12 protein-coding genes and 2 tRNA genes are annotated in these 16,589 nt (G+C 41.3%); 7 read left to right on the forward strand and 7 right to left on the reverse strand.

Annotated elements, in window-relative coordinates:
• The first annotated feature begins 37 nt into the window (after nucleotides 1-37).
• Nucleotides 38-1,510 (forward strand): CCA tRNA nucleotidyltransferase, encoded by a 1,473-nt coding sequence (locus HXT57_RS00075; RefSeq protein ID WP_049762339.1) that lies wholly within the window; start codon nucleotides 38-40, stop codon nucleotides 1,508-1,510.
• Between the two features lie 56 nt (nucleotides 1,511-1,566).
• Here HXT57_RS00075 and HXT57_RS00080 read toward each other — a convergent pair whose 3' ends face one another.
• The 4 genes from HXT57_RS00080 to HXT57_RS00095 all read right to left on the reverse strand — a co-directional run bounded on the left by HXT57_RS00080 (nucleotide 1,567) and on the right by HXT57_RS00095 (nucleotide 5,182).
• Complete coding sequence (locus HXT57_RS00080; protein ID WP_004110176.1) at nucleotides 1,567-2,193, reverse strand: LytR C-terminal domain-containing protein; 627 nt, start codon at nucleotides 2,191-2,193, stop codon at nucleotides 1,567-1,569.
• A gap of 129 nt (nucleotides 2,194-2,322) precedes the next feature.
• A complete protein-coding gene (rsmA, locus tag HXT57_RS00085; RefSeq protein WP_004110171.1) occupies nucleotides 2,323-3,219 on the reverse strand; it encodes a 16S rRNA (adenine(1518)-N(6)/adenine(1519)-N(6))-dimethyltransferase RsmA in 897 nt (298 codons plus the stop codon).
• A 55-nt stretch (nucleotides 3,220-3,274) separates the two neighbouring features.
• Entirely contained in the window at nucleotides 3,275-4,657 is a 1,383-nt protein-coding gene (locus tag HXT57_RS00090) for a G5 domain-containing protein (RefSeq protein WP_116994954.1), read from the reverse strand.
• A 448-nt stretch (nucleotides 4,658-5,105) separates the two neighbouring features.
• Nucleotides 5,106-5,182 (reverse strand) — tRNA-Thr (locus HXT57_RS00095).
• Nucleotides 5,183-5,346: 164 nt separating this feature from the next.
• Between HXT57_RS00095 and HXT57_RS00100 the strand changes: the two genes are divergently transcribed.
• Together HXT57_RS00100 and HXT57_RS00105 are read left to right on the forward strand one after the other, a co-directional pair.
• Nucleotides 5,347-7,188, forward strand: coding sequence for a serine/threonine-protein kinase (locus HXT57_RS00100; protein WP_103013754.1), 1,842 nt, complete (start codon nucleotides 5,347-5,349; stop codon nucleotides 7,186-7,188).
• Nucleotides 7,189-7,320: 132 nt separating this feature from the next.
• On the forward strand, nucleotides 7,321-8,292 hold the full coding sequence (locus tag HXT57_RS00105; RefSeq protein WP_103013755.1) for a DsbA family protein: 972 nt from the start codon (nucleotides 7,321-7,323) through the stop codon (nucleotides 8,290-8,292).
• Between the two features lie 95 nt (nucleotides 8,293-8,387).
• On the opposite strand, the gene HXT57_RS00110 is transcribed toward HXT57_RS00105, so the two are convergent.
• Nucleotides 8,388-9,347: a DsbA family protein gene (locus HXT57_RS00110; protein WP_103013756.1), complete on the reverse strand. Its 960-nt coding sequence runs from the start codon at nucleotides 9,345-9,347 to the stop codon at nucleotides 8,388-8,390.
• A 240-nt stretch (nucleotides 9,348-9,587) separates the two neighbouring features.
• Here HXT57_RS00110 and HXT57_RS00115 point away from each other — a divergent pair, with 240 nt between their 5' ends.
• Nucleotides 9,588-10,715 carry an ABC transporter ATP-binding protein gene (locus HXT57_RS00115; protein WP_004110155.1) on the forward strand — a complete coding sequence of 376 codons (1,128 nt, stop codon included), beginning with the start codon at nucleotides 9,588-9,590 and terminating at the stop codon, nucleotides 10,713-10,715.
• A gap of 249 nt (nucleotides 10,716-10,964) precedes the next feature.
• Nucleotides 10,965-12,380: a DUF4032 domain-containing protein gene (locus HXT57_RS00120; protein WP_004110152.1), complete on the forward strand. Its 1,416-nt coding sequence runs from the start codon at nucleotides 10,965-10,967 to the stop codon at nucleotides 12,378-12,380.
• A gap of 151 nt (nucleotides 12,381-12,531) precedes the next feature.
• On the opposite strand, the gene HXT57_RS00125 is transcribed toward HXT57_RS00120, so the two are convergent.
• A tRNA-Lys gene (locus tag HXT57_RS00125) sits at nucleotides 12,532-12,604 on the reverse strand.
• 71 nt (nucleotides 12,605-12,675) lie between these two features.
• A complete protein-coding gene (locus tag HXT57_RS00130) occupies nucleotides 12,676-12,936 on the reverse strand; it encodes a glutaredoxin domain-containing protein (RefSeq protein ID WP_004110149.1) in 261 nt (86 codons plus the stop codon).
• Nucleotides 12,937-13,124: 188 nt separating this feature from the next.
• On the opposite strand from HXT57_RS00130, the gene ftsY reads away from it, so the two are divergent.
• Nucleotides 13,125-14,306 carry a signal recognition particle-docking protein FtsY gene (gene ftsY / locus HXT57_RS00135; protein ID WP_102703297.1) on the forward strand — a complete coding sequence of 394 codons (1,182 nt, stop codon included), beginning with the start codon at nucleotides 13,125-13,127 and terminating at the stop codon, nucleotides 14,304-14,306.
• 162 nt (nucleotides 14,307-14,468) lie between these two features.
• Complete coding sequence (locus tag HXT57_RS00140) at nucleotides 14,469-16,247, forward strand: ammonium transporter (RefSeq protein ID WP_012913714.1); 1,779 nt, start codon at nucleotides 14,469-14,471, stop codon at nucleotides 16,245-16,247.
• Nucleotides 16,248-16,589 lie beyond the last annotated feature (342 nt).

A 16,589-nucleotide genomic window follows, 5' to 3' on the forward strand; every position in this document is an offset into this window, starting at 1 on the left:
CAACATTACTCAATCCGCTGTGCATTGGGGTAACGGTATGCTGGAATATAGATTGATTTTTGCTGAAAGGGTGTCGGTAAGGGTGACTGAGAACTTCGAAGTTTGGCCTGAAGCTATAGAGTTGGGGCGACTTTTTGCTGAGCGTCATTATGAACTTGCATTAGTTGGTGGTCCTGTGAGAGATATGCTACTGCATCGCGTGTCGCATGATCTTGATTTTTGTACATCAGCTCGACCCGAAGAGTTTGAACCTATTTTGCGTCGTTGGGGACATGATGGTTTTTGGGATATGGGTCGCAAATTTGGCACGTTGGGAGCTATGCGTCGACGTGCTGATGGTACAGAAGTAAAAGTTGAAATTACTACATACCGTTCTGATGTGTACGATCCAGATTCTCGTAAACCTGAAGTGCAATATGGCGATACTTTAGAAGGTGATCTTTCTAGGCGTGATTTTACTGTCAACGCAATGGCGTTGCGCGTGCCAGATTTACAGTTTGTAGATCCTTTTGGCGGTGCTAGTGATTTAGCTAAAGGCGTGTTGCGAACCCCGGTTGATCCTCGTCAATCTTTTGATGACGATCCTTTGCGTATGATGCGTGCAGTTCGTTTTGTTGCGCAACTTGGGTTTAGTATCGAAGCAAATACTGCTGAAGCGATTGTGGACATGGCAGATAGGTTAGATATTGTTTCTGCTGAAAGAATTCGCGACGAAATTACTAAAATGTTACTTTCGGACAGACCTCGTAAAGGATTAGAAGCTCTTGTTGAATCTGGTATAGCTCAGCGTGTTCTTCCGGAGATTCCAGCTTTACAGCTTGAAATTGACGAGCATCATCGTCATAAGGACGTTTTTGAACACACAATGATGGTTCTTGAGCGCGCTATAGCTTTGGAAACAGATCAGGAAGGTCCAGTGCCGTCTCCAGATTTAACGTTGCGTCTAGCTGCTTTATTGCATGATATTGGGAAGCCAAAAACTCGAAAATTTGAAGATGGAGGGAAAGTTAGTTTCCACCACCATGATGTTGTTGGCGCAAAAATGACTCGTAAACGTTTGAAAGCACTGCATTTTGATCATCATCTTATCGAAGATGTTACTGAATTAGTGAATTTGCATTTGCGTTTTCATGGGTATGTTGATGAACCGTGGACTGATTCTGCAGTTCGTCGTTACGTAAAAGATTCAGGACATCTGTATGAGCGGTTGAACCGACTTACTAGAGCAGATGCAACCACTCAGAATCGTCGCAAATCGTTAATGTTTGAGCATGCGATGGACGAGATGGAAGAGCGCGTAAAGGAGCTTAAAAAGCAGGAAGATTTTAACGCTATTAGACCTGATGTAGACGGTAATGAAATAATGCAATTATTGCATTTGCAACCAGGTCCAACAGTTGGTGAGGCTTATAAGCATATGCTTGATTATCGTCTCGATAATGGTCCGGTAGACCATGATATTGCTGTAGAAGAATTACAGCGATGGTATGAGGAAACGTACAAAAAGTAAAAGTTTCTTCACTTAAATAAAGAGTAGCAGTATAAAATATTTTACTGCTACTTTTTTTATTTAACTTCCTTATGCTGATCTGCCTTAGGAATGTTTTTCATAAGATCAGCTCTTATACATCCTTGCACTTCATGTATTGTTGCGCCTGCTGCTGGAACATCTACTTTAGGGCGAAGATTATTAAAAGTAGAGCCAAGCACAATATCGACGAGCTTATCTTTTCTATCATCCATTCGCATAATTGCATCGGTAAAATTAGCGTTTACTGTATAAGCTTCATTAATAGCGTTTTTTCCAAAGTAAATGATTGTTCGTTTAATGTTACTGGATTTGTTATTGTTAACTTCTGTTAAGTTAAATCCGCGAGCGTTTAAAGCTTCGCCAACCGCGCGAGCAAGGCCGCGGAACTTTGTGCCGTTGAGAACTCTGATTGCTACAGCTCTATTATCTACGTAAGGGGCTTTGGCTCCTTCTTTTCCTATTATTGCGCATGGAGCTGGAACGCCGTAATTTGGGTTATCTTTTGGAGCACGCACAGAATTTATGCCAAAAGCGTGGAATTGCACAAGTAAAGCAAATATAAAAGTGACGCCCAAGCCTACGCCCACTGTAGTGAGTACAGATCTTTTTCTTTGATACATGAAAGCTTTACGAGCAATACGTTCGTCGTATTCTTGCGTCATGTTCACTTCCGATCTGTGGTTTGTAACTTTGTTAGCAGCAAGTTTACACAAGCTGCAGAATATACGTAATATTTCATTGCGTAATATTTTATTTTGCATATTTATTCAACGAATAAATATGCGTTTTATTTATAATTTACAATCTTTGCATGCGCGATATAAAGCAATAAATTCATCGCAAGTAAGCGTCTCGCCGCGTCTAGTTGGGTCAATTCCAGAATTTTTATATGCTTCTTCTGGAACTTGATTTTTAAGAGCTGCGTGCAATGTCTTACGTCGTTGCTGGAAGGCGGCATCAATGAAAGCGAATACTCCCTCACGTTCATTATTGTCACCTTTACCTGTGCAATTGCGAGTAAAAGAAACTAATGCTGAATCAACGTTTGGCGATGGCCAAAATACATTACGACCGATAAGCCCTGCGCGTTGGGCTTTGCCGTACCACGCCAACTTAACACTTGGTGTGCCATATACTTTATTCCCAGGTTGTGCGCATAAACGATCTGCTACCTCTTTTTGAACCATAACTAGAAAATTCTGTAAGTTACTAAATTTTTCTAGCAAAGTAAGAATAATAGGCGTCGCAACGTTGTATGGCAGGTTTGCAACAAGAGTAAATTGTTTAGCCTGCGCAATCTGTGGAACATCATCGGCATTTACTGTCAAAGCGTCTTTTAGAATGACGTTAAATTTTTGCATTGATTGAGGCATAAATTCTTCTACAGTATGCGGCAATCGTCGAGCTAGCGGAGGGTCTATTTCTACTGCAGTAAGCTGTGCTCCTGTTTGCAATATTGCAAGAGTAAGAGAACCAAGACCAGGCCCTACTTCCATAACGATATCGCCAGATTTAACTTCAGCTGCCGCTACTATTTTTCGCACTGTACCAGGATCAATAACGAAATTTTGACCAAACTTTTTGGTAGGAGTAATGCCTTCCTCGGCAGCAATACGTCTAATATCTGCTGCACCTAAAAGCTGACCTTCATTTTCAATGCTGATTTCTGTCAAAGTTTTACCGTCCAAATTTCGTAACAATTAATCCGTTGCGCCAAAGTGCGTTAAAACACGCTGCTGCCTTTTAATACCAGCCAATTTCGCGCGAATGCTTTACTGCTCCACTAGGTGTTTTATATTTGCTCTTAATGTAACTTAGACCCCAGCTAATTTGTATTGCGGCATCTTCATGCCAATTAGCTCCTGCACTGCTCATTTTATTTCCAGGAAGAGCTTGAGGAATGCCATAAGCGTGTGAGCTAGGATTTTCTGCGTTCCATCTCCATCCAGATTCCCTATTCCATAACCATAAAAGATCTTCCCATTCTTTACCGGTCCAACCCATTTGCGCAGCTGCGCCCTGAGCGAATAGTTTAGCTTGTTCTGGAGTAGCATGTACAAGGCTATCGGGATTAGAGCTTGGAGCGGGTGCAGGTGGATTAGCTGCAGGTGCGGGAGCTGCAGATGCGGTTTGTTGTTGAGTTTGCTGTTGGCTGTTTTTCTTCTCCTGTTTTGCAGGCTGCTCAGTATTCTGCTTTTTGTGTTGAGCGTTTGTTTGTTGTTTGGATTGTTTTGACTTTTGTGTATTTGTATTATTTTTGTGAATTGGTGCGGGAGCAGCCTTACCTACAGCAATAACTTGATTAACTGCAGGCTTTACCAAATTTTGCGAAACTAAAGTTGCGCTTTCTGCTTTGCCATCTACGTATGTAACGTTATAAACATCTTCGCGCTCACCATTCACGCCAACTTGTTGTACAACGCGAGAATTCGCTGGAAGTTTAGGATCTACTACAGTTTGTGTGGCAAAAGGTAATGAAACTGTACGAGTTTCTTTGCCATGAGTAACTCGAGAAACACGTAAAACAGTATTTCCATCATCTTCTTCTACGCTTACGCGATCTTCCTTGCCGAGCACTATACCTTGAGAATCAAGAATTGCGCTCGCAGGTAAGTCTCCATTTTGCACAATGCGTGTTTTCCTGTCAGCGATAACGCTAATTGGACCTTTTTTATTAATTGATAAGCCGCAAGTGAGTTTATCGTAAATATTTTGCAAATTTACTGTAATTCGTGAAGCGTTCTTAGCATTAGCTTTAAAAAAGCCGATTAATTGATCGACACTAGTTGCAACAGTCCAGAACGGTATAGTTACTCCATCTACAGTGATAGAAGTTTGATAAGCACTGCGAACTGTTACAGTAGAATGATTTGTGAGAATATCTCCAGAAGAAGAAATAATTTGATCGTGAGTTTTTACTGGCACGTGTTGTTCTTCCAATAAACGTATTGGATTTGTTGAATAAGTGCTTACAATATGCGTTTTTCCATTTATAATCATTGCAACAGATTTTTTAGCTGTAAATATAAACAAGCTTGTTGCTGTGAGTGATATAGATAAAACGCAGGCGATTATTCTTGCACGACGCATCACTATTAATCGTCTAGGCGTCCATCGACGTGCCATACAATCACTCCCTTTGCAATAATGCTAACTTCTCTATTATACCTTCAGTATTGCATTCAAAATTGAATGCAAAACAAAATAAAAGTGGGGGCGGGAGAGAAGGGGATATTCCCGCCCCCTATGAGGTGGAGCTGGTTGGGGGACGCTCCACTCTCACCTCGGAAACCCTGAGTTGGGGGAAGGTTCCCGAGTTCTTACTCGCGAAAAGTTTTGTTATAAAGATGATCATGTGCACAGATATAGATTTGTTATTTTCATAATACGCCATAATCTGGCACTGTATATGAAAAATAAAAATCTTTTCTATTTTTGAATAGTTAATTAGCCACTATCCCCTCTGCTTTAATCATTTCACGTCATTATATGTGATACGAAAGATAACAAAACTATAGTTCTGGAATATGTGAATGGAAAATAAGAAATACTCGCGAAACGAGTGGAATAAAAATGGAGCCTCCTGCCGGGATCGAACCGGCGACCTGCCGCTTACAAGGCGGCCGCTCTGGCCATCTGAGCTAAGGAGGCGAAGTTTCTCGTTAGCATGACGAATCATGCTAAGTAGAACAATTGATTAGTGTACCATATGCCACGTCATTACAAAATTACGGCGATGTTGAATATAGAAACGGCGTGTTTTTTGTTGTTTATATTTGCGTATTTGGCAATATAAGGCATTAACATAATGCAGTATGGAAGATACAAGCATGTTCGATTTGCAACCAGGGACTAATGTAGGCGGATACACGCTTATTTCTAGGCTTGGCGGCGGCGCAATGGGGTCAGTTTGGCGCGTTAATGACGATGGCGGCAATCAATATGCTATGAAAATATTACGTGCGTCTGTTCATGCAAAACAGAGTGAAGATGAAGATTCTGAGCAGGAACGCGCTCGAATACGTTTAAAACGTGAAGCTTTGGCTTTGCAGAGGATTCATCATCCAGGTGTTTGCGCGATAGTGGATATGGAATTAGATGCTTCAATCGCTTTTATTGTGACAGAGTTGATTGAAGGACATAATTTGCGCGAAGACGTGGATGAGAATGGACCTTATATTGCAGATGATTTGGAGCGTCTTGCGCATAAGCTTATTGAAGCTGTTAAAGCAGTTCATGAAGCCGGTATTGTTCATCGCGATATTAAACCAACTAATGTAATGATTTCTGCTACTGGACCTGTATTGGTAGATTTTGGGATTGCGATGGGCGAAGGTGAAAGCCATGTTACTCGCACGGGATTAGTGATGGGCACTCCTGGTTTTATTGCTCCAGAAATTATTGAAGGCGGAGATTCAGATGAACTTACAGATTGGTGGTCTGTTGCTGCTGTGCTTGCATTTGCGGCTACCGGTAAGCCTGTTTTTGGCACAAAGCCTATGATGGCGGTTTTGGAGCGTGCTGCCTCAGGCAATGCAGATTTAACTGGGTTACCTCCTAGAACAATGGCTGCTTTTCGTAAGGCTTTGAATCCGATTCGAGAGCAGCGTTGCATGCCATCTGATTTAGAAAATGCAATTAGTCAAGATGCTATGGATCCTTTAGCCTGGCCGGAGGCGAACCGCCCTTTTGACCGTAATGCCACTAACATAACTATGCGTAAAATGTGGTGTGAAACAAGTCGTGAAACAAAAGAAAAAACTGCTATACTAACAAATTCTCGTACCTGCGATGCAGCTGGTACAGCTGGCATAACAAATCTTAATTCTGATGGAGAAATGCCAACCGTAACTGTTCGTTCTACTACTGTTATGCCACATTCATTAGATAATAGTGAAGACGATAAAACATTTTGTGTGGATGAAAAAACACGAATTAATGCGTTAAACGATGTAGATTTTCAGAATATACAGGACGACAATTCAAACAATTCACGCATTGCACAATCTTCAAAACTTATTCGTTCTTCTGATAACACTTTTGATAATGGCAATATTGAAAATGAAGCAGGTGATTCTCTACACGTTAAAAGTGATGAAGTGTCTTCTGTTGATCCTGCTCTTAATAAACATGATTATGCGCGTAGAGGAACATGGATACTGCTGATTTGTATAATTCTTCATTTAGCCATTGCTTGCTTAAGCATTCTCGATTCTATTGGTTTTGCGATGGTTTTTATGTGGATTAGTGCAACATCCGGCTACAGTATTTCATCAAGCTTGCGAAGATGGCAACTTAACGATGGAATAATTCCTCGCCATGATTCTGTAGTGCTTATTGCAACTTTACCGTGGCATATTATTCGAGGATTTGTTTACATGCTTCCACGAGTTATAGCTATTGTTGTTTCTGGAGGTATTGGAGCTGTTATATATCCATTTTTCTGCGGTAATAATCCTGAATTACTTTCTATAGATGTTGGATCCTTGCGTATTCTTTTACCAACTTACTCACCTAATATTTTTTCAAGTACTGCAGTTGGATATGCTCTAGGATTTATTGTTGCATGGGTTGTTTTTGCTGCAGTTAAGTGGACTACAAAATTCCGTTTAGGATTAGGTGCGTTATTTTATTCTGGAAAATCATTTGAAAAATAAAAATAGTATGATACGTAATGTGTATTTTCCGTTGATGCCATCTACTAAACTGTGGTGAAGTTATTATTTCATTAGCAAGAATGCTGCTAGGAACGAGTCTTAGTGTGCGAAATAAATGGTTGAAGGATAACAATGCCTAAAATTCAGATGCGTGATAATAAGCAGGGAGATTCATCTGCTACTCGCCTACAAAGAACTATAGAAAATCGCGAACGTGCAGCGCGTGCGGCGCGTGAGCGTCGTCAGCAAGCAATTATCGGCGTTATTGTAGTAATTATTGTTGCGGCTATGTTGGCTGCTGTAGGCATTACTGCGTATCAGGCAGCTTACGTTCAGCCTCAGAAAAAAATAGAGCAATCTGCAAAATCTAATCATAATTTGGATAATATTGATCCAAGTATTCGTCCAAGCGGTGTTAATTCTAAGAATGGCATTCTTTTTAGCAAGGATGGGTACGGCAAGCAAGCTGCTGGTGCTCCTACAGTTGCCACTTATTTTGATCCTCTGTGCCCTGGTTGTGGATCCTTTAATCGTACTGTTGATGAAACTTTAATTAAAATGGTTGAAGCAGGTCAAATTAACCTAGAACTTCACCCAATGTCATTCTTGGATGGACTTTCTACTGACCATTACTCGACTCGTGTTTCTAGTGCTATTGCTTATATCGCTTCATATGATAACAATCCAAAGCATTTGCTTCAGTTTATCAATGGCATTTTTAACGAAAAATTCCAGCCGGAAGAAAGCGAGGGATATAAGCCTGTAAGCAATAAAGAGTTGATTAAACTGGCTAAGAAATCTGGAATTCCAAACGAAATTGCAAGTAAAGCTTTTAACCGCCAATATTTGAAGTGGCAGCTGCTAGTTAATAAATACACTCCTGATCGTAAGGAATTGTGGAATGTCAGCGGTCCAAATAAAGGATCTATGACAACGCCGACTGTAACTATTAACGATAAATTGCTTGATATGAATGCCATTAATGAGAAAAAAATGAAGGTGCTTGATGCTCTGCTTCATTGCATCGGCCTGGATAAAAAACAAGTTGGAGTCGCAGGTCAGATGCCTAAAGTGTCTGACACTAGTTCCCCTATTGCATTGTAAATAAGCTAAATTATAGAAATCTAAATTATTAAATAAAAACGGACGTTAAGTGTATTCTTAACGTCCGTTTTAGTATAGAGATTACTTAATTTTATTTATAATTCAAGCGGCTTACTCTTATACGTAACTTTCGGCATATGACCAGATTTGCCAACATATTTTTTATCGATTCCCAAAGACTTTAATATAGCTTCCAAAGGATCCATTTGCTTTTCAGAAGCTGCATTGAGATCTACTAGCTTACCGTTAATTGTTACTGTTGGAGTTGTCATAGCGCCTTTATTAGAGCCAGAAACATTCCATAAAGCTTTTTCTTCTGGAGTATTCTCATTAATAACTTCTTGCCACTTAACATAGTGTAGGTTAAATGCTTCATTCGCAATCTTATCTGCAACTCCAGCATCTTCAGCTAAATCAATAAGAGCTTTATTTGGTGTTGCTTGGTATCCGTCGCCTTCTTCTGGCTGGAATCTTTCGCTAAAAATACTATTGATGAACTTAAGCAAATGCTTTGGATCGTTGTCGTGCGAAGCGATATAGGCAATACCGCCTGAGACGCGATAAGAATATTGATCTGAGCTAAAACGATTTAAGAATGACATTGGGTGAAGTTCTAGGTTAATTTGACCTGCTTCAACCATTTTAATTAAAGTTTCATCAACAGTACGATTAAAGGATCCGCAACCAGGGCACAAAGGATCAAAATAAGTGGCAACTGTAGGAGCACCAGCAGCTTGCTTGCCGTACCCATCTTTGCTAAGAAGAATTCCGCCTTGTAAATTAGATGCTGGTGGGATGTCAGAAGAAGGCAGTTTTTTAATCTCTTTGGTTATTTGGGAGTCTGCTGTATCCTCAGTTTGTGTATCTGGCTTATTGGTTGTTGGATTTTCAATTTTTACTTGTGGTTTATTGATTGAATTGTAATAAGTCATAAACCCAGCTCCTGCAGCGAATGCAAGAATAATTAGTGCTATTACGATGCCAATTAAGCTTTTACTATAAGGGGTATTTGATTTTTGCATTTCATTATTTGTTGTTTCTTGTTGTTGATCCATAGTTATTCTCCTTTTGTGCGCCTTACTCGACACGCCGAGTTTATGCAAAATACTGATTTTTTGCTGTTTTTCTAAGATAAACATGATATACTAAGGCATGGCTCAACGAAGAGAACCTTCAATGGACCAGGTAAGTAAACTGTGGACGATTGATACCCGCCGATGTAGGAATTGGGGTCATGAGTGCACACCCTTCACTACGGATCGTTCGGCACGTACCTGCCGATGAAAGGACATATCATGGCAGAAGTTGTATTTGATCATGTGACTCGTATATACCCGGGCAACGATAAGCCTTCGGTTGATGACTTGAACATGACTATTAAAGATGGTGAGTTCCTCGTACTCGTTGGTCCATCTGGTTGCGGTAAGTCAACTACTTTGCGTATGTTGGCAGGTCTTGAAGAGGTTAACAAAGGACGTATCCTCATCGGTGGTCAGGATGTTACTACAATGCAGCCAAAGGATCGCGATATTGCAATGGTCTTCCAGAATTATGCACTGTATCCGCATATGACAGTTGCTGATAACATGGGCTTTGCTTTGAAGATTGCTGGTGTTCCTAAGGAAGAAATCCGCAAGCGTGTTGAAAAAGCTGCAGAAGTGTTGGATTTGACAGAGTATTTGGATCGTAAGCCGAAGGCTTTGTCTGGTGGTCAGCGTCAGCGTGTTGCTATGGGTCGCGCAATTGTTCGTGAACCAAAAGTCTTCCTCATGGATGAGCCTCTTTCCAACCTCGACGCTAAGCTCCGCGTTCAGACTCGTACTCAGATTGCTGCTTTGCAGCGTCAGCTTGGTGTTACTACTCTGTACGTTACCCACGATCAGACCGAAGCTTTGACCATGGGCGATCGCATTGCAGTGATTAAGCTTGGCGTATTGCAGCAGGTTGGAGCTCCTACTGAGCTTTATGACCGCCCTGCAAACGTATTCGTTGCAGGCTTCATTGGTTCACCATCTATGAATATCAATCAGCATCCAGTTGTAAACGGTCGAGCTCAGATTGGTGAGGATTCTATACTTCTTCCAGCTGAGGCTGTTGACAAGCTCACTGCAGAAGATAACGGACAGATTATTGTTGGCTTCCGTCCAGAAGATGCAAGCTTGGCAACATCCGATGATCCAAATGCGTTCTCCTTGAAGGTAATGAACGTGGAAGATCTCGGTTCTGATGGCTATATCTATGGCAATATCATCACCGATGGTTCTCCTGAGGAAGCATCTACTATGATGTCTGATCAAAATAAGCTCACGACTATTCGCGTGAACCCACGTGCTCTTCCAAAGGTTGGCGACACCGTGAAGATCAAGATTGATCCATCTAAGATGCATCTGTTCGCACCTTCTACGGAGTTGCGTTTGAACTAAAACGTTGGTTTGCCTGCTTATATAAGCTAATGAGCAAACTTTCGGTATAAGGTATAGAGCGGGGTTCGCAATATGACGCGAACCCCGTTTTTGGCACAAAAAAGCAGCATAATAAGTGTACAATAATACATCATTACAATGCATCGCTTATTATATATAGTTGTTATCAATAATTCGTCGGTGGTTGAGCTGTGTTTATCTGGAATGCAGTGATATCGTTGGCATGAGCTTGATTGGTAAATAAACTTTATGGAATGGAATGACGCTCCTCAATTAGACCCGCGTGCTGTGCAAGCAACTTCGGTATCTGCACAGGACGAGAATGCGTCTTCTCAAGAGCCGCAGGCACTGAAGATTACTGCGGCTAGTTCAAATCCAAAAATGTTTACACTGCCTTGGGAATTACCACTTTCTCAATGGCCTGCTGATTTATTCGTGAATTTGCCGCGTGGTATTTCTCGCCACGTTGTGCGATTTGTTCACGTTGGCGATGAAGTGTATGCAATGAAGGAAATTACTCGTCAAGTTGCAGAACGTGAGTATGAGCTTTTGCGTAGGCTTCGTAAACTTGAGTTGCCTACAGTTACTCCTATAGCTGTTGTTGCAGGACGCCATGACGCTAATGGTGAAAAGCTTGAGGCAATGTTAGTTACGAAACATTTGAAGTTCTCACTACCATATCGTGCATTATTTGCTCGTACGTTGCGTCCGGATACTGCAGAGCGCCTTATCGATGCGCTTGCTGTTCTTATGGTGCGCTTGCATCTTTCTGGCTTCTATTGGGGCGATGTATCGCTTTCCAACGTGCTGTTTTTGCGAGATGCAGATGCTTTTTCTGCATTCCTAGTTGACGCAGAAACTGGTGATTTGCATGGAAGTTTAACAGAAGGTCAACGAGAATACGATATCGATTTAGCTCGAACCAACATTATTGGTGAGCTTATGGATTTGAGCTCCGGTCAGCTTTTACCGACAGAAGTAGATGAAATCAGTATAGGCAATCGTCTAGTAGATCGCTATCATTCGCTTTGGAGTACGCTTACTGACGTTGATAAGTTCAGTCCTGATGAGATGTGGCGAATTGAACGTCGTGTTAATCGTCTAAATGAGCTTGGTTTCGATGTTGATGAGTTGGAGATGAAGACTTCAGAAGATGGTCGAAGGGTTTTGGTTCGACCTCGAGTTGTGGATGCTGGCTATGCTTCCCGCAAGCTTCTTCGTCTTACTGGATTGGATGTTCAAGAGAATCAGGCTCGAAGGCTGCTAAACGATTTGGATGCATATCGCACTTCTACATGGCGTCAAGGTGAAGAGCTGGAAATCGTCGCAACTGATTGGATGCGTGAAATTTTCGAGCCAACAGTTCGTATGATACCTCCTGAATTCCGTTCGCAAATTGAACCAGCTCAGTTCTTCCATGAAGTGTTGGATCATCGTTGGTTTATGGCAGAAAAAGTTGGCCATGACGTTGCTATGCAAGATGCTGTGACAAGCTATATTAAAAATGTGCTTCCTCAGTACAAAATGGATAAGCATGTTCTTGCTGCTATTAATGCAGATGCTGATTCTGGCGTTGTGGATGATGAATACACGTATTCTTCTCCAGCACCTGTAGGTCACGATATAGATGAAGATGATCAAGATGCTAGTGTTTGGGCAAGTTGAGTATTGTGTTATATAAGTAATTAGCTAATTCTCAATAAGTACGGCATTGATTGCCGTCTTTGATTTTAAGTGAATTTTTCGTCGGGGAGTTCAACTCCCCGTTTTTTTTATTGCAGTTTACTCGCTTACCCTAAATTTGGGTATAAAAAAGTGCCCCCTGTGGGACTCGAACCCACAACCCAAGACTTAAAAGGACTCTGCTCTGCCAATTGAGCTAAAGGGGCAACAAATGCTAAGTGTACTACATTCAATCGACGAAGTGAATATCGTGTTAACTTATGCGTGTTACATATATTTATTGCAGTATTCCGAGTGACTCAAGTTTTGCTTTTATTTGTGTTGCTGATGGCTCAACCATAAAAGTATTATCTGCAAAAGTAACAACTGGAATATGCTTTTGATTGCTAATTTCAATCGCTTTTTCTTCAGCACCCTCTTCTGTTTCAATATCGTGCCAAACGAATGCCACACCATACTGGATTAGCGCAGCTTTCGCACGTTTGCAATCTCCACACCAATCTGCACCGTATACATTTACGGTAGGCTGATCTGACATAAAATCCTCCTCAATGATTTTGTGAATTCAAATTTTGCGTAATAAATAGCTCGTGCTATTTATTACTACTTTTACTAGTGTAATAGATGCAGGTGTACCTAAGCATATTGACGTTGAAGTGTAACAAAGATGAGAAAAAATAGTGAAATATATTGCTAGTGTCCCTTGACTTTCATAGTCTTGATGTCATGAATATGGTTATGGATATGAACATGCTAATTTGGTTTGCGGCTGCGGCTGTTGTTATTGTCATCTTATTAGTAACAGTTGCAGTGATTTTGCGCATTCACAGCAATAGTCATGGACCAGTAATTCCTGAAAGCGTTGATAGTGCAATCGATACAAGCAAAACTAAAGCGCGTGGAACAAAAAAATCTGAAAAACAGATAGAAAGTAACGTCGCTGTTGTACCTAATGAAGAAGTAAAGTCTGAATTATTGCCAGAAAGTACTTCTTCGCGTATTAAACGTCTTCGCGAACGTTTGGCTCATAGTGCAAATCCATTTGGTCGTGCATTGTTTAATATCATAAGCAAGGACCATCTTTCGGAAGAAGATTGGGAAGATGTAGAAGATACTCTTCTTATGGCCGATGTTGGTTCTCGAGCTAGTGAAGAATTAGTAGAAGATCTACGCAAAGATGCACGCATTGCTGGTACCTCTAATTCAGAAGATGTGCATTCAGCATTGCGTACGAAACTATTGAAAATAGTAGATGAAGACGCTGATCGACGCTTAAATGTAGATAAATCAGATGCGCATCATCCTAGCGTTATTATGATGGTCGGCGTTAATGGCACCGGTAAAACCACTACTGCTGGTAAATTAGCGCGATTGTTTATTGCCAAAAAACGTTCAGTAATGTTTGCTGCAGCAGATACTTTTCGTGCGGCTGCAGCTGATCAACTTGAAACTTGGGCGTCTGCAGTAAGCGTGCCAGTTGTTCGTGCAAATAAAGATGGTGCTGATCCTGCTTCTGTTGCTTTTATTGCTGCGAATAAGGCAAAAGAAGAGCAAACTGATTTATTGATTGTAGATACTGCTGGTCGTTTGCAGAATAAAGCAAATTTAATGGAAGAGCTTGGCAAAATTCGTAGGGTTATAGAAAAAACTATGCCTGTTGATGAAGTATTGCTGGTATTGGATGCTACTACTGGTCAAAATGGCATGTCTCAAGCAAAAGTATTTGCTGAAGCTATTGGCATTACGGGCGTAGTCCTTACTAAGCTTGATGGTTCCGCTAAAGGTGGAATTGTTATAGCTGTACAGCGTGAACTTGGTGTACCGGTTAAGCTAGTAGGTCTTGGCGAAGGACCAGATGATTTAGTGCCGTTTGATGCTCAAAGCTTCGTAGACGGTTTGCTCGCTTAATGCTGAGCATTGATGTAGTTGCATGAGTGGTAGTTTTTAATGTTCCACTAAAGTCTTTATGAGTTTTGGCTATAAGAGTTTCTCGGTACAATAGTTATATAAAGTAATACTTAAGCTGCAATGATGTTATTGTTGCGCTGTTTCAAATAATTGAGGTGAAAAATGACCACAATGGATCCGCAATGGGCATTGTTGGCTGGCGCGTTGGTGTTTATTATTACGCCGGGTATTGCCCTGTTCTATGGAGGCCGTGAACGCGCTACTTCCATGGTGAATATGATGATGCTTTCAGCTGGCGCTATTGCTGTAACCACACTGGTTTGGACGCTGTGGGGATGGTCGTTAGCTTTTGCTGGCAAAGATATGGCTGGTGGTGTTATAGGTGATCCATTGAGTGGTTTGCTATTCCGTGATTCGATGGTGGCAGATCATGGTGTGTTTACGTCTATGGACGCAAATTCCGGATTATCTGGCGGCATTCCTGCAGCTTTTCGTTTAGCATGTGCTGTTGTTGCAGTAGCGCTTATTACTGGAGCTCTAGCCGGTCGAGTGCGTTACGCTATTTGGCTTATTTTCGTAGCTGTGTGGATTACTTTAGTATTCGCTCCATTAGCACATATGGTGTGCGGTGGTGGATTGCTTTCGCCTAATGGTGCTATTTCACAGGCGTTAGGTATTTCAGTGCATGACTTCGCAGGTGGCTCTATATTGCATATTGCTGCGGCTGTTTCGGCTTTTGCAATTGTTATGATTATTGGCGGACATGCTCACTTCCCTCTTAAGCGTTTTGTTTTGCATATTAAGAATGTTGCGCATACGAGTGGCAATGCTAATTCTGGAGCTACTAATTCGCGTAATCCTAAAAGTCGTTTATCGCGCGCATTGTGGGCTGATGTTGAGCATGCTAAAAATGCTGCTAGTGAGACTGTTGTCTCTCCAGTTGCTACAGTGACTGAGGTTGCTGCTGAATCCACTGCAACGCAGTCAGCCGTTGAAAATGGTGTTGCTGCTCGCCATCCGCATAATGTTCCTTTCGTTATGCTTGGCGTTTTCTTGATTTGGTTCGGTTGGCTTGGGTTAATGATTGGTTCTTCTGCAGGCGTTCCTGGAGTTGCAGGTTATGCTTGGGTGAGTTCCACAATAACTGCTTCTGCTTCAATGCTTGCCTGGGGTGTGACTGAACGTTTACACTCTGGATGCTTTACTGCTTTGGGAGCTGCGTCTGGTGTTATGGCTGGATTGGCTGCAAGTGCTGCAGCCGCGGATGTTATTGCTCCATTGTGGGCTTTAGTTTTGGGTGTTCTTTCTGGTGTTATTACTTCTCTAGTGACTCACTCTCGTACTTTTGTGCGCTACGATGGTGCCTTGCATGTAGTTAGCGTGAATGGTGTTGCTGCGCTTATTGGTGTGCTTGCAGTAGGCTTATTTGCTGATGGTTCTGGATTACTCGCTGTTGGTGATTGGCATCAGTTAGTTGCACAACTGTGCTTAATTGGGATTACGGTGCTTTATGCAGGTGCTGTAACTGCAGTATTAGCTTTTGTTCTTGAAAAGCTTTTTGGATGGCGTATTTCGGAAGCTAAGGAACGTAAGGGCGTTGATTTGGTTGATCAAGGAGAGCGTGCTTACGATTTTTCTTCTATTGCACAAAGTCATGATGGCGCTGTAGTTGCTGTTGCAGATGATGATGCAAATAAAACTCAAATGGCTGTTCTTACTTCTGTTGATATTGATATGGGTGAAAACGAGGTTGAACAATCTGATTTTATGGTTAATCAATCTGAGGCAAATCCTGAGCAAGGCGATTCTGAGGTTGATTCTAAATCTGAAGTTGAGCAAAAAGAGTCTTCTTCTGAAGAAGAGTTTGAAACTGTAAAAAAAGATGAATCATCGCAAAAGAATAAAAAAACAGAAAAACGAAATAATAGTGCTAAAGAATAGACGCATGTGCGTAAGCGCTATGATTTAGCAGCAAGTTCGAATTATGTTGGTATAAACCGCATGTCTTATCTAAGATATGCGGTTTTGCTATTTTTGCTAATTTAAAATCAAGTTTTTTTAATGAATAACTTATTTTTAGTGAATAAGTTATTCATATGACACGCACGAATTGCTTGATGTGGATAAAAAAGATAAGTTATCCACATTTTAGGCGTGTCTACGTGGATATCGCACAAATTTATCCACATAGTGGGGATAACATTGTGGATATCCTGCGGATAACTTTTTAAAATAATATTTTTATTTGCGATTTACGCATATTTGTGTTACTTCACTCGCAAT

This window comes from Gardnerella sp. KA00771 (assembly GCF_049244045.1).
Classification (GTDB): domain Bacteria; phylum Actinomycetota; class Actinomycetes; order Actinomycetales; family Bifidobacteriaceae; genus Bifidobacterium; species Bifidobacterium swidsinskii.